The sequence below is a fragment of the Streptomyces sp. NBC_00237 genome, from assembly GCF_026342435.1.
Lineage (GTDB): Bacteria > Actinomycetota > Actinomycetes > Streptomycetales > Streptomycetaceae > Streptomyces.
This window is the reverse complement of record NZ_JAPEMT010000002.1, coordinates 13,851-27,273: the sequence shown is the minus strand read 5'-3', so window position 1 is coordinate 27,273 and position 13,423 is coordinate 13,851. Positions and strand designations below refer to the sequence as shown.

Sequence of the window (13,423 nt, the reverse complement as noted above, 5' to 3'; positions counted from 1 at the left end):
GCGTCACCGGCCAGACCTTCCCCACCCTCATCTGACCAACCATCACATCCCATACACACCAAGGAGATCCATCATGACGAACCCCTTCGACGACAACGACGCCCGCTTCCTCGTCCTCGTCAACGACGAAGGCCAGCACTCGCTGTGGCCGGCCGTCATCGACCGCCCGGCGGGCTGGACCGAGGTCTTCGGCGAGGACGGCCGGGAGGTGTGCCTGGACTACGTCGAGCGCAACTGGACGGACATGCGCCCCAAGAGCCTCGTCGCCGCGACGGACGCGCGGTAGGCCCGGGGAACGCGGAGACCCGACGGAAACAGGAGAGCAACGTGCCCCGGACAGGCATCATCTCGGCCATCGGATCGACACCCATGATCGAACTCACCCGGCTCCTCGGCGACGACCGGATCACGGTGTACGCCAAACTGGAGGGCTTCAACCCGGCGGGCAGCATCAAGGACCGCCCGGCGGTGGCGATGCTGAGCGACATGATCAGCCGGGGTGAGGTCATACCGGGCGAATCAACCGTCGTCGAATCCAGCTCGGGCAACCTCGGCATCGGACTGGCCCAGGTCTGCCGCTACTTCGGCCTCCGCTTCATCTGCGTGGTCGACCCCCGGGCGAACAGGCAGAACATCGGCATCATGCGCGCCCTGGGCGCCGAGGTGGAGATGGTCACCGAGCCCGACGCGGCGACCGGCGACTACCTGCCCGCCCGGGTGCGCAGGGTCCGCGAACTGATCGCGCGGATCCCGGGCGCCCGCTGGACCAACCAGTACGGCAACGAAGTCAACGCGCTCGCGCACCGGACCACGATGCGCGAGATCGTCGAGGCGGTGCCGGGCGGCCCCGACTACCTGATCTGCTCGGCGAGTTCCTGCGGCACGCTGCGCGGCTGCGCCGAGTACGTACAAGAGCACGGCCTGCCGGTGGAGATCGTGGCCGTGGACGCGCTCGGCAGCGCCATCTTCACCCCGGACCCGCCCGCGGTGCCGAGGCTGCTTCCCGGCCACGGCGCCGCCGTCCGCCCGGCCCTGCACCTGCCGGGCCTGGCGGAAACGGTGGTGCACGTGAGCGACCTGGCCTGCGTCGTCGGCTGCCGCAGGCTCGCGGCCACCGAGGCGATCCTGGCCGGCGGCTCCTCCGGCGGGGTGGTCAGCGCGCTGGCCGCGGTGCGCGACACCCTGCCGGACGGCGCCACCTGCGTACTGATCCTCCCCGACCGGGGCGAGCGGTACCTGGAGACGGTCTACGACGACTCCTGGGTCGGCTCCCGGTTCGGCTCCCTCCCGCACCTCTTCGACCTTCCGCGCTCGGACGTCCGGGTCTCGGCCCTGCGGACGCCCGGCCACCACACCCCCGTTCACGCTACGGAGCCCGTCTCGTGCTAGTCATCGGAAACAAGACCGTCCGCGACGTCCTCGACGGCCGCGAACCCGACGTCCTCGGCGCGGTCCGCCGCGCGTACGTCGCACACGCCCAGCAGGACACGTCCCTGCCCCACTCGGTGTTCCTGAGGTTCCCGGACGCCCCGCAGAACCGGATCATCGGCCTGCCCGCCTACCTGGGCGGCACCAGCCCGGTCGCGGGAATGAAATGGATCTCGTCGTTCCCCGGCAACATCGCGGCGGGCCTGGAACGCGCCTCGGCGGCGATCATCCTCAACTCCCTGGACACCGGGCACCCGCAGGCACTGATCGAGGCGTCCGTGATCTCGGCCCGCCGCACCGCCGCGAGCGCCGCCCTGGCCGTGGACGCGCTGACCGAAGCGGCCGCGCACACCGGCGTCTCCCTCGTCGGATCCGGGGTGATCAACGGTGAGGTGCTGCGGTTCCTGCGGGTGGTCGCCCCCGGGCTGCGCTCGGTCTGCCTCTTCGACCTCGACCGGGCCCGTGCGACGGCGTTCGCCCAGACCCACGCCGCCGACCTCGACGTCACGTACGCCGGGTCCCTCGACGAGGCCCTGGCGGCCCACCCGCTGGTCAGCTTCGCCACCACGGCGGCCGTCCCGCACACCGGCCTCACGGCGTGCCGGCCGGGCACGCTCGTACTGCACCTGTCCCTGCGCGACCTGACACCCGAGTCACTGCTGGACGCGGTGAACGTGGTCGACGACCCCGACCACGTGTGCCGCGCCGCGACCTCCCCGCACCTGGCGGAGCAGCTGACCGGGGACCGCGACTTCATCGCCACCTCGATCGGCGAGGTCCTGGCCGCCGACGGGCGCCACGAGCCGGACAAGGAGCGCGTCACCGTCTTCTCCCCGTTCGGCCTGGGGATCCTGGACCTCGCACTGGCCGAGCTGGTGCACGAGACGGCCCTGCGGGAAGACCTGGGGGTACGGCTGAGCGACTTCCTCCCCGTACCGGAACAGGAATCCGCCTGACGGCCTGACGGCGGGGAGCCGCGCGACGCGGCTCCCCGCCAACCCCCCTTGCTTCAGCGAACCGTGGCCGCAGCGGCCCTCGCCGCCTCCTCGGCGGCCCGGGCGGCCTCGGCCGCCTTGGCCGCGTCGCGCCGGACCACCTCCGCCCGGACGAGCGGAATGACGTCGCGGCCGAAGTCGACCGCGTCGTCCAGCAGTTCGTAACCGCGCACGGTGAAGACCTCCACCCCGAGGTCGTAGTAGTCGAGCAACGCCTGCGCCACCGTCTCCGGGGTGCCCACGAGGGCGTTGGAGTCGTTCACGCCGCCGACGATGCCGGAGATCCTGGTCCACAGCGCACGGTCGTAGTGCTCACCGGCCTCGGCGATGGCCACCAGACGCTGCGAGGCGGTGTTCTCCGGCATCACCGCCGCGCGCTTGCCGTCGGGGTCGCTGGGGTCGGCCGGGGGAAGGAACCCGCGGACGTTGCCCTCGATCACGTCGGCGATGGCACGGGCCCTGCTCCAGGCCAGCTCCTTCGTCGCGCCGAGGACCGACCGCACGCCCACCTGGATCCGCGGCGCCCGGGCCCGCCCGGCCGCCCGTGCGGCCGCCGTGACCTTCCCGATCTCCTCCGCGGTACGCGCCAACGGCTCGCCCCAGAGTGCGTAGATGTCCGCCTCGGCGCCGCCGACCTCGAAGGCGGCGGCGGAGGCACCGCCGAAGGAGATCACAGGACCGCCCGGGCGCGCGGACGGGAAGGCCGAGCGGTACCCCTGGAACTCGTAGAACTCTCCCTTGTGGTCGAAGGGTTCCTGATCGGCCCAGGCCCGTCGCATGATCCGGATGTACTCACCGGTGCGGGCGTAACGGCGGTCCTTGGGCAGGAAGTCGCCCTCACGCCGCTGGTCGGCGTCGTTGCCGCCGGAGATCATGTGGAGGGTCACCCGCCCCTCACTGAGCTGGTCCAGGGTGCCGAAGAGCCGGGCGGCGACCGTCGGGTGACAGGCGTTGGGACGGTGGGCGATCGTCACTCCGAGCCGGTCCAGCCTGGCCAGTACGTAAGCGGCGACCGCCGTCGGGTCGGGGATGCCCGCCGAGTAGGGGACGAGCACGCTGTCGAAACCGTGCTCCTCCTGGGCGCGCGCGATGCGCAGCGCGTAGTCGCGATCGAGGACCTTGGTGGTGCGGCCCCTGAACTCCGAGGCGTCGCTGGTGAGGAGGGATCCGACGAATTCGACGGGCATGGAAGACCGGCCTTTCGGAAGTTTACGGATGTACGGATATACGGCTGCTCGGCGCGGGATGCGCCCGGTGTTGCGGTCACTGTCGTCCAGCGCGATGTGCATCGCATCAACGCCTCCGGCCCCGGGCGCACGGCCGCCACGACGTCTCCGCGGCCGCTTACATCCGATGGAGATCCGATGAAGATCCCCGGTCGCCAGAGTCTGCATTGCCCCGCCGGCCAGGGAGCGAACTCCCGGGCCGAGCACAGCGCGGGGCCGCCGGAACACTGAACGGAGACACCCGTGAAGCACACCACCGAACCCGCCGCCCGCACCGCTCGCAAGGCACTCGCCACCATCGCCGCGGCAGTACTCCTGGTCCTCGGGGGCGCATCGGTACCGGCCTTCGCGGACGCGTCCCCGACGCCGACCAAGCCCCCGGTCCCCTCGGAGTGGAGCAGCACCGGCTGAGCCCCCCGCCCGGACGACTCGCACACCGGTCGATTGAGCCCGCGCGCCCCCGCGTAACCCCGCCGCGATCGAGGACACCCCGTCATGCCCACCACCGGGACCACCAGAACCACCCGCCTGGGAAAGGGATTCCACCAGCTGTGGGCCTCGGTCGTCGTCTCCGGCCTCGGTGACGGACTGCGCCTGGTGGCCCTGCCGCTGCTCGCGGCCCAGCTCACCGACGACCCTCGGAAGATCGCGGCGGTGGCACTGGCAGGACAGCTGCCGTGGCTGCTGCTCGGACTGCTCTCCGGCGCGCTGGCCGACCGCTACGACCGCCGCCGGATCCTGTGGACCGTCGACGCGGTCCGCGCCCTGGTGGTCGCCGTCCTCGCGATCGTGGTCGCGGCCCAGGCCGCGACGGTCCCTCTGCTGATCGTCGTGGCCTTCGTACTGGGCTGCGGACAGACACTGGCGGGCGGCGCGTTCGTCGGCGTACTGCCCGTGCTGGTGCCCGACGAAGCACGCCCCCGCGCCAACGCCCGGCTCCAGTCCGGTGTCCTGATCAGCAACACCCTGGTCGGCACACCGCTGGGCGCGGTGCTGTTCGGCCTCACGGCGGCGCTCCCGTTCGTCGTGGACGCCATCTCGTTCGCGCTCTCCGCGGTGCTCCTCCTGCCGCTGCGCGGCGACTTCAGACCCCGTACCGAAGTACTCCCCGGCACCCTGGCGTCCCTGCGCCGGGACACCGTGGCAGGGGTCCGCTGGCTCTGGCGGCACCGGCTGTTGCGCAGGCTCTGCCTGGTGGCCGGGATCGGCAACCTCGTCGGCGGGGCGGTGATCGCCGTCCTGGTGCTCTTCGCCGAGGTCGAACTGGGCCTGGACGGCACGGGGTTCGCCCTTCTCCTGGGCGCGTCCGCGATCGGCGGGGTGGCCGGAGCCAGTGCCACACCGCGCCTGTACGCCCGCTTCAGCACCGCGACACTGCTCAGACTCACCACGGCGGCCGCCGCGCTGTGCGTGACAGCTCTGGGGAGCGCGGCCTCGGCCCTGACCGCGGGCCTCGCCATCATCGGCTACGGCGCGGCCAACGTGGCGTGGAACGTCACGGCCGTCTCGCAGCGCCAGGAACTGGTGCCCATCGAGCTCATGGGCCGGGTGAACACGGCTTACCAGATGGTCACGGGCAGTGCCGCCGCCCTCGGCGCCGCGGGCTCGGGCCTCCTCGCCCACGGCTACGGCCTGCGCACCCCGTTCTTCGTCGCGGCACTGCTCCTGGTCACCGCCTGCCTGCTCAGCCCTGGCTGCTCCACTCGTCGGGGTCGGACGGGCCGTCGGCCCTGACGACCCCGGGGCCGCCCGATGCCGGGAGCTCCGGGTGCTCGGGGGAGAGCCCGGCCAACGGGGCGAGGAAGACCAGTGAGGCGACCGCGCCACCGATGACCGCCAGCGCGGCCTTGGGCGGGAACGGGGACATGGATGACTGCTTCATGGCGTGCGTCCGTTCTCAGAGATCGATGCTCGGGGCAGGGAAGATTCCGTGAGGGCCGTGACGGTTCGGAGTGGAACGGAAAAGAGTCTCCCCCATAGCGGTCAACGACCGATGGACGCCCGTCGGCAATCCCGTTGACACCTGTCGGCGATCCCGCGCGGAGGACTCGCAGCGAAAGGCCGCGGAAGTACTCGACCTGCCCCGGACGCAGCTATCGCGCCGCCAAACCGGCGCTACTTCCTGGCAGTTGGACGACATCGACGCGCTGGCCGCCCACTACGGTGTCCACCCCCTGGCCCTGCTCGACGGGCCGACGAAGGCGCGTGAGGCGCTGTCCGTCGACGGCGGCGTACGGCCAGGGGCCAGGGAGAAGAAGGGAGTTGTCCGATGACCGACAGCTTCAACGCGATCGACTCGCTGCTGTCGTCCGTCACCGAGCAGGCGGCCCTCCCCGAAGGGCGGACGATGTCGAGGTCTTGGCGGCGCCCGAACTGTGCGTGCTGTGCGGCAATTTGGCCGGCCACCGGATCGACGGCTACGCGCAGACTGTCAGTCGGCGCCCGCTGCTCCGGCCTCGACCCCCACTCCGGCAGAACCGGCCGCCGACGTCGACACCACCCCGGCCCCGGTACGGGGGAGTCCAGGCGGTCTACCGGGACCAGGTCGGGCTGGCTTGGGCGCGGGGGCCGGACTGCCGAGGCGAGGGCGGATGTTCCTGAACCATCGCCGCACCCGGGTCGGGCTGAGTGCGGTGCCGGGGCGGATGGTCTTTTCCCAGGGCTTGCGCTGGTGGGCTGCCAGTGGGAGTGCGAGGCGGAGCTGGCTGTGGGCTGCGACGACGAGCCAGGTCCACCGGTCCGCGGCCTTCGGGTCGCGAAGGCGGGGGCGGGCCCAGCACAGAGACTGCTCGAATAGGCAGAATGCGTGCTCCAGGTCGCATCTGCGCAGGTAGCGACCGTGGCATCCTCTCCGTCCCATGCGCTCCGGCCGGGAGCTCGCCCAGGCCGAGACCGGTGAGACGCGGACGCCCGCCCGAACGGAGGTCTAGCGAGATCGACGGTCCTCTGCGGACTGCCGCCCGGGCTGGGGTTCCTGGGGTCAGGGAAGGTCCTTGAAGGTGCCGTCCACGTCGTCCGAGAAAGCGATGAGCTGGGGCTCCATCTCCCCCTCAGCGCACGCGACGTTCTGTGACACCAGCTCGACATCGGGTTCTGCGCCCGTGGCGTCGAGGCGAATGCGCAGAGAGGTCGCGTCTGCGGTGTAGGAACCTTCGCGGGAGACGCCGAGTTTCACGTACCCGACCGTGCCGTCGGCGCGGAAGGTGATCTCGGTCTGGCTGTTCGCGTAGGCGCGGCCCGCGTAGTTGTCCGCAGTGGTCCCGCACGAAGCGGCGGCGGTGGTGCTGGCCGCGGCGGGGGATGCGGTGAGGGCGCATGCGGCGGCCACGAGGACGAGCGCGGACGTGAGCAGAGGGGGCGGGGAATAGCGCATGTGCGGAGCCTCCAAGGGCCAAGAGCGGAATCAAGTTCTCCCCTTGCGGGTCATGCTTCCATGCCGGGGCGGAATGCGCGAAAGCAAGTCCTTGTTCCTGGTGCCCAGCGTTCACCGCTGGTTATGCGTCCGCGCTCATCTGGCTTTCGCCCACATGGAGCCCCCTTTCTGGCCGACGACGTTCTTCGTGCTGACGGCACAGGTACCGGCGGCGGGCACGCCGTCCTGGAGCTGGGCGCCGTGTCGGTCCCACGTCCAAGCGGTGTGCCTGCTCTGGCGGAAGTACTTGCCGCGCGTGGAGTGGACGGCACCCGCGACCACCGGGTCGCCGAGCAGTCGAAGAACTACCTCGCGGTGCCCGTGTCTGGCGCTTGCGGGCGGTGGCCCGTACTCCGCGGAACCCGCGCCAGCCACTCCCGGAAAGCGTCAGCGAACTCCTCGCACGGGCAGGTGTGACCGGTCCGGCCGTTATGAGGCCGGGCAGAATTCGGCGTCGATTACGTCGTCCAGTCGGGCCTGGTCGGGCCGGGTCGGGCCAGTCGGAGTTGATGACGACCGTGGTGCGGTGTCTGCCGTCGCCGGTCGCAGCCGTGTAGGAGAGGTAGCCCTGGATGTGTCCTCCGTGCCCCCAGACGGTCTTGCCGCAGGGCAGCTTACGGGCGAGCAGGCCGAGCCCGTAGGAGAGCTGACCGTTGAGCGGGACGGTGGTGCGCTCCAGGCCCAAAGGGGCGAGAATGGTGCGGCGGGTCTGCTCTGTGTAGGTGAGCCCCGATGCTTTCTCGATCACGAGTCCGGCCAGCGCGCAGCTGGTGTTGGAGTAGTGCCAGCCCGCCCCTGGGGAGTGGTGAGGACAGTGGGCGAGCGCCTTCGCGACGAGTTGTCACGGGGTGAAACGGTCGAAGCGGTGACGCAGAAAGTTCTCGCCACTCAGGTGGGAGCCGACAAAAGCGGGGTCCGAGGTGTAGTCGGACAACCCGCTGGCGTGGTTCAGCAAGTGACGCGGCGTGATGGCGCGGCCGTCATTGCCGTTGCCGCGCACCAGGCTCGGCAGCCAGCGTTCCACCGTGTCGTCGAGGCCGAGCCGCCCCTCGGCGGCCAGCTGGACCAGCGCCGTCGCGGTGAACATCTTAGCGATGCTGCCCGCCCGGAAACGGTGCGTGGGCGCAGGCGCGACCCGCGCTCCCCGCTTGCCCGTCGCTTGCCCGTCCCCGCCGCGGCGTGCCGGGTGCCCCGAACGTCCTCGGTGACAACCAGCGCCCCCGGTGAACCGGCCCGCAGCAGCTTGTGCAGCGCCTGCCGGGGTGGCGTCGTGCGCGGGTGCGGGAGCGGCGGAGGTATCCCGGGCCCCGGGGCTGGCGGGCGGGGCCGTGGCGAGCGCCGGAGCGGCTGTGGCCAGCACGTAGCTCGTCGGACGGCGGGGGATCGGCGGGGAGCTCGCCGGGGTTGGGAGAGGTGGGCGCACAGGACGTCGACGCAGGTCTGGCGCAGGTCGTGGGTGGGGGGCGTCGTCCGCCAGGCCCGCCAGGGCGTGAACCCCGCCGAGGCGTACGGCGGGGGAGTCGGAGCCGAGTTTGTCGACGGCGGTGGAGAAGCGTTCGGTGTGCAGGCGAATGGCCTCGCGGTGCGCTCCGGCCTCGTCCACGCGCTGGCGGCGGTAGGCGACGACCAGGGCGACCAGGGCCCCGGCCCCGGCGACCACGCCGAAGGAGAGCTTCACCAGGTCGAAGAGCGCCTTCGCGTCGAGCTTGGCGGCGGTGACGGTACGGAAGTCGAGCTTGAGCAGCACCATCAGCCCGAAGAAGAGGCCACCCACGACCACGACGGCGGCCGTGAAGGAGAGACCGAGAACCCGGCCCACCTTCCACAGCCGCAACTCCCGCTCTTCCGGGGCGAATTCCGGCTTCGGCGTGGCTGTCATGCCAGGGAAGAAGGGAAGACGTGGGCAGCCGTGGTTGCACAGGTCCGGGGCACGGTGGCTGGTCTCCCAGCCGTACACCCAGCCCGCGTCGGCCGGCGCGCTCCCGGTGCTGCGCGCCGCCACTGATCCTTCGGCGCCGGGCGGCGAGCACTACGGCCCCGGTAAGCCTGGCCGAGACCTGCGGCGCACCCGCGCCGGCAGCACGCTCGGCCCGCGCCCGCGCCCGCGACATGGTGACCGCCCTGGCGCTGTGGGAGGCGTCGGTGGACCTGACCGGTGTCGACCCGGACCCGGCGGCCTGGGTGGCAGGGGTCTCCTGACCGGCAACGTTCGGACGTACTGGGCGCCCGGTACGGATCAGCCGCCACCGGGCGCCCGCCACGGGCCTGACCGCACCGGGCACCCGGCACGCGTCAGACGGTCAGCAGCGCGGGGCTCGCGGCCTTGTCCAGGGGCAGGAAGGTGTCCTGCACCGGGTATTCGCCGAGCACGAAGTGCAGGATCGCCGCGTGCTGGGCCTCGACCGGCGCGATGGCGGCGGCGGTCCTGATGCCCGCGGGGCTGCTGACATGGGTGGTGGCGAAGCTGTAGGTCTGGGCGGCCCCTTCCTCCAGGGAGAGGGCGAGGCGGGCGACGCCCGCGACGCTGTCTACCGCGCCGATCGCCTTGAGCGTGGCGGCCTGGTTGGACAGCGGGACACCTTTGATCGCAGGTCGTCCTGAGCCGGTCAGGACCGCGTTCCATGCCTTGGCGTGGGCGGCGTGCTGGTTCATCGCGGTCACCGCGAAGGTCGCCACGGCGGGCGGCACCTTGCCGAGACGTCCCGCCGTGGCGGCCTTGAGCGCGGCTCCGTAGGCGCAGACGGCCTGGTTCTCCAGAGCCACCGCGAGCGCCACGACCAACAGGTCGCCGGTGTACGGACTCGGCTTGACCGGCCCGGACACCTCGGCCGCGTACGCCGAAGCCGAACCGGTACGCCCGGTCAGCACGAACGCCGCCGCCGCGGACGCCCCGAGCCCGACGAGGAACCCCCGGCGCCGCACGTCGGCCGCCCGTACCTCGTCGACCAGTTCCTCGGCGCCCGCGTGCAGCGCGGGCAGCGTCGACTGATGGGCCTCCTCCATGTCCGCGGTCAACCGCAGCAGGTCTCGCTCGCTGATGTGCAGGTCCACGTCTTGGCGGCGGGTGTTCACTTGACGGCTCCTTCGGTGACCGGGGAGGCGTTCTTGCTCGGGTAGAACGCGTGGGGGAAGGCGACCGAACCGGCCGCGGCCGGCAGCGCGCCGACGTCGGTCGGCAGGGCGATCAGCTCGGGGCGACCCGCACCCAGAAGCGCCTGCACGGCCAACAGGGTCGCCCGGTGCTGCGCCTCGACGGGGGCCACGCTCGCGAACAGCTTGCGCAGCTGCACGTTGCGGACCTCGCCGATGTTCTTGACGTACGTCTGGGTGGCGACGTCCTCCAGCGTGACCGCGAGCGCGACCACGTCGGCCGGCCCCTTGATGCCGGGCAGCGCCTTCTTCACCACGGCCGCGTACTTCGGGTTGACCGACAGCTGGGCGGCGCCGCCCGCGTTGACGGCTGCGGCGTTGAAGGCACGGGCGTGGGCCGAATGCTGGGTGATCGTGGTGGCGATGAAGGCCGCGACGGTTTTGTTGCCGTTCCTGATGAACGGCAGCCCGGCGGCTGTCCGGTACACGCTGACGGCCAGGTTCTCCAGGGAAGCGGCGGTCTGCAGAGCCCTGATGTCGTTCCGGGAGACCGGCCGGTCCATCTCCGCCAGCGACCCGTGCGTCAGCCGCATGGCATCGCTGTTCAAGTCCTGTGACTGTTCGCCCAGTTGATTCAACAACCGGGTGTCGATGCGCTGTACGCCCATCACGCCCCACCTCTTTCTCGCGCCCGCACCGATGCGGACGATCTGAGCGGGGTTCGCGGCGCCGGGCGCGAAGGTTTGGCCGTTGCGCCGGACACCACCCGAACGGCTCCGTGGTCGGCGGCCCTCGACCCTGCCCGGTCGGCCGCCGGGGAGACGGAGGCGGGCAGGAGTCGCCGCGCCCCTCGGTCAGGGACATCCGTGCCTGCCCGACGGCCGACGAAGGGCGGCGGCCCAGGCGCGCCAGTTGCGTCCCGTACGCGGTGCCTGCGGGGCGGCTTCCTGCTCCGCGGCTCCACCGCTAGGTTCCTCGCCCTCGACGGACGGCGGGCCGGGCCGCTCGCCCGGGGGCCCCGGAGGCGTTTGCAGGACATCGACGATCTGCTCCAGTACGGCTTGCTTCAGCCATCCGGGGACGGACTGGTCGGGGCCGTCCCCCCACCGGGTCTCGGGCGTGGTCAGTTGGCACAGTTCCACGACGCACGACGCGCAGCCGCGGCTGTGCTCCACCAATTCGGGCCAGTCCGCGTGAGGCAACACCTGTAGTGCGTGGGCGCCGACGAAGGGAGGCGTGACGTCAGGAGGCATGGCATCTCCGATGGGGAGGCTGACGAAGGGGGAGGGAGGCAAGAAGGAGCAGAACGGCGAGGCGGGAGACGTCGAGGCGGGAGACGTCGAGGTAGCACGTGTGCCGACAACTCCGTTCGCACGGAGGAGATTCGCTACGAACGTCGATCCGGATTGCCCTGCCACCACGACTCGCACATACGGCGCAACCGTCCTCCGGGAGCAGGGCCCTTGCGGCGACCGCGCAGAATTTTCCAACGGATCCGAAGAACGGCCCATCCGCTGAGCGCTCCGCTCCGAAGTACCCACGTGACCAAGATCCTGAGCAAAGGCGTACGTGTGCCGCTCGCCGCCCTCTCCGGGCTGCTGGCCGGCTTCGCGGCGCTGGCGGTCGCCGAGCTGACGGCGGCGCTGGTGCGCCCCGAGGCCGGGCCGGTGATCGCGGTCGGGGGAGCGGCGATCGACCGAACGCCCGTCGCGGTCAAGGACTGGGCGATCCGCCAGTTCGGCACCAACGACAAGCTGGTTCTCCAACTGGGCATCCTCGCCGTGCTGGCGCTGTTCTCGATCGCGATCGGTGTGCTGGCACTCCGGTTCCGCCGTACCGGTGCCGCAGGAGTCCTGCTGTTCGGTGGGGTGGGCGCGCTCGCCGCGACCGGCCGCCCCGATTCCACCGGACCCACCGACGCACTGCCGTCAGTGGTGGGGGCGTTCTGCGCGGCAGGCATCCTGTACTACCTGAGCGGACGGCTCACCCGACCGGCGCCCACCTCCGCTCCGGCGGGAGGTGACACGCGGGGCGACACCGTCGGCGAGCCGGTCGGCTGGGACCGCCGCGGGTTCGTGATCGCGGCCGGTGCCGCGGCCGTCGCCTCGGCGGGGGCGGGGTTTCTGGGACGGTCGCTCAACGCCTCCCAGGGAGCAGGAGCCACCGCTTCGAGGTCAAAGGTGGACCTGCCCCGCCCGGTCTCGAAGGCCCGCCCGATCCCCGCGGGCGCGGCCCTGCACACCCCCGGGATCAGCCCGTTCGTCACGCCCAACAAGGACTTCTACCGGGTCGACACGGCACTGGTGGTGCCGAAGGTGGACCCCACCGCATGGAAGCTGACGATCCACGGCAAGGGCGTCGCCCGGCCCCTCACCCTCACCTATCAGGACCTGCTCGACCGCCCCCTGGTCGAACGTCACATCACCTTGACCTGTGTGTCCAACGAGGTGGGCGGCCCGTACGCGGGAAACGCCCGCTGGATCGGCGTCCCTTTGGCCGCACTCCTCAAGGAAGCCGGGGTGAAGCCGCCCTCGCGCGGCGGCCCCGCCGACCAGCTGGTGGCCCGTTCGGTGGACGGCATGACGATCGGCAGCCCGGTCGAGGACCTCATGGACGGCCGCGACGCGCTGCTCGCCCTCGGCATGAACGGTGAGCCGCTGCCCTTCGACCACGGGTTCCCCGTACGCATGGTGGTGCCCGGCCTCTACGGCTACGTCTCGGCGTGCAAGTGGATCCAGGACATCGAGCTGACCACCTTCGCCGACTACGACCCGTACTGGGTGAAGCGCTCCTGGTCGCAACGCGCACCCATCAAGACCCAGTCGCGCATCGACACCCCCAAGCCCTTCGCCACGCCGAAGGCCGGCACGGTGACGGTCGCCGGGGTGGCCTGGGCGCAGCACCGCGGGATCGACAAGGTCGAGGTACGTGTCGACGACGGGCCGTGGCAGCGCGCCGACCTCGCGGCCGAGGACACCACGGACACCTGGCGCCAGTGGTCACTCCCCTGGAAGGCCACTCCCGGCGGTCACACCCTCACCGTCCGGGCCACCGACCGCACCGGCGCCACCCAGACCGAGGAACGCGTCAAAACCGTCCCCAACGGCGCGACCGGCTGGCACTCCGTGGTGCTGACCGTCGCATGAGAGAAGCCTTCGTGAACCTCAACCTCCGGCATTCGCCCATCAGGCCGCCCCCACACCGGCCTCCCCTCCCACCGATGCACCCGAACCCCCACAGCAACACAACCCTCACACCCATACAGGAGCAGC

The 13,423-nt window shown here is 71.3% G+C and carries 12 protein-coding genes and 3 pseudogenes; 7 read left to right on the top strand and 8 right to left on the bottom strand.

Annotation, left to right across the window (positions count from 1 at the left end):
• Positions 1 to 73 precede the first annotated feature (73 nt).
• The 3 genes from OG897_RS14710 to sbnB are packed head-to-tail and all read left to right on the top strand — an operon-like array spanning position 74 to position 2,384.
• Positions 74 to 286 (top strand): MbtH family protein, encoded by a 213-nt coding sequence (locus tag OG897_RS14710; RefSeq protein ID WP_323188066.1) that lies wholly within the window; start codon positions 74 to 76, stop codon positions 284 to 286.
• Between the two features lie 41 nt (positions 287 to 327).
• Positions 328 to 1,389 (top strand): 2,3-diaminopropionate biosynthesis protein SbnA, encoded by a 1,062-nt coding sequence (gene sbnA, locus OG897_RS14705; protein ID WP_266656910.1) that lies wholly within the window; start codon positions 328 to 330, stop codon positions 1,387 to 1,389.
• A complete protein-coding gene (gene sbnB / locus OG897_RS14700) occupies positions 1,383 to 2,384 on the top strand; it encodes a 2,3-diaminopropionate biosynthesis protein SbnB (RefSeq protein WP_266656908.1) in 1,002 nt (333 codons plus the stop codon). The genes sbnA and sbnB overlap by 7 nt, the downstream gene beginning before the upstream one ends.
• Before the next feature lie 53 nt (positions 2,385 to 2,437).
• Here the strand turns inward: sbnB and OG897_RS14695 are convergent, their stop codons facing one another.
• Positions 2,438 to 3,610: an LLM class flavin-dependent oxidoreductase gene (locus OG897_RS14695; protein WP_266656906.1), complete on the bottom strand. Its 1,173-nt coding sequence runs from the start codon at positions 3,608 to 3,610 to the stop codon at positions 2,438 to 2,440.
• 282 nt (positions 3,611 to 3,892) lie between these two features.
• On the opposite strand from OG897_RS14695, the gene OG897_RS14690 reads away from it, so the two are divergent.
• Both OG897_RS14690 and OG897_RS14685 read left to right on the top strand, forming a co-directional pair.
• The gene (locus tag OG897_RS14690) at positions 3,893 to 4,060 is read left to right on the top strand and encodes a hypothetical protein (protein ID WP_266656904.1); all 168 of its coding nucleotides are present in this window, start codon (positions 3,893 to 3,895) and stop codon (positions 4,058 to 4,060) included.
• An 84-nt stretch (positions 4,061 to 4,144) separates the two neighbouring features.
• On the top strand, positions 4,145 to 5,383 hold the full coding sequence (locus OG897_RS14685) for an MFS transporter (protein WP_266656902.1): 1,239 nt from the start codon (positions 4,145 to 4,147) through the stop codon (positions 5,381 to 5,383).
• Here OG897_RS14685 and OG897_RS14680 read toward each other — a convergent pair.
• Positions 5,334 to 5,531, bottom strand: a complete 198-nt coding sequence (locus OG897_RS14680) for a hypothetical protein (RefSeq protein WP_266656900.1) — start codon at positions 5,529 to 5,531, stop codon at positions 5,334 to 5,336. The two genes, OG897_RS14685 and OG897_RS14680, sit on opposite strands and share 50 nt — an antisense overlap.
• Positions 5,532 to 5,778: 247 nt before the next feature.
• On the opposite strand from OG897_RS14680, the gene OG897_RS14675 reads away from it, so the two are divergent.
• Positions 5,779 to 5,922, top strand: coding sequence for a hypothetical protein (locus OG897_RS14675; protein WP_266656898.1), 144 nt, complete (start codon positions 5,779 to 5,781; stop codon positions 5,920 to 5,922).
• 248 nt (positions 5,923 to 6,170) lie between these two features.
• Here the strand turns inward: OG897_RS14675 and OG897_RS14670 are convergent.
• From OG897_RS14670 to OG897_RS14645, 6 genes and pseudogenes are all read right to left on the bottom strand, one after another.
• Positions 6,171 to 6,482 (bottom strand): annotated as a pseudogene (locus OG897_RS14670) (transposase); the annotation flags it as partial.
• A 147-nt stretch (positions 6,483 to 6,629) separates the two neighbouring features.
• Positions 6,630 to 7,022 carry a hypothetical protein gene (locus OG897_RS14665; protein WP_266656897.1) on the bottom strand — a complete coding sequence of 131 codons (393 nt, stop codon included), beginning with the start codon at positions 7,020 to 7,022 and terminating at the stop codon, positions 6,630 to 6,632.
• 121 nt (positions 7,023 to 7,143) lie between these two features.
• Positions 7,144 to 8,193, bottom strand: a pseudogene (locus OG897_RS14660) (serine hydrolase domain-containing protein); the annotation flags it as partial.
• Positions 8,194 to 8,471: 278 nt separating this feature from the next.
• Positions 8,472 to 8,940 (bottom strand): annotated as a pseudogene (locus OG897_RS14655) (pentapeptide repeat-containing protein); the annotation flags it as partial.
• 413 nt (positions 8,941 to 9,353) lie between these two features.
• Positions 9,354 to 10,133, bottom strand: a complete 780-nt coding sequence (locus OG897_RS14650) for a ferritin-like domain-containing protein (RefSeq protein ID WP_266656895.1) — start codon at positions 10,131 to 10,133, stop codon at positions 9,354 to 9,356.
• Complete coding sequence (locus OG897_RS14645; protein ID WP_266660182.1) at positions 10,130 to 10,819, bottom strand: ferritin-like domain-containing protein; 690 nt, start codon at positions 10,817 to 10,819, stop codon at positions 10,130 to 10,132. The genes OG897_RS14650 and OG897_RS14645 overlap by 4 nt, the downstream gene beginning before the upstream one ends.
• An 873-nt stretch (positions 10,820 to 11,692) precedes the next feature.
• Between OG897_RS14645 and OG897_RS14640 the strand changes: the two genes are divergently transcribed.
• On the top strand, positions 11,693 to 13,297 hold the full coding sequence (locus OG897_RS14640) for a sulfite oxidase (protein ID WP_266656893.1): 1,605 nt from the start codon (positions 11,693 to 11,695) through the stop codon (positions 13,295 to 13,297).
• The last annotated feature ends 126 nt before the right edge of the window (positions 13,298 to 13,423 follow it).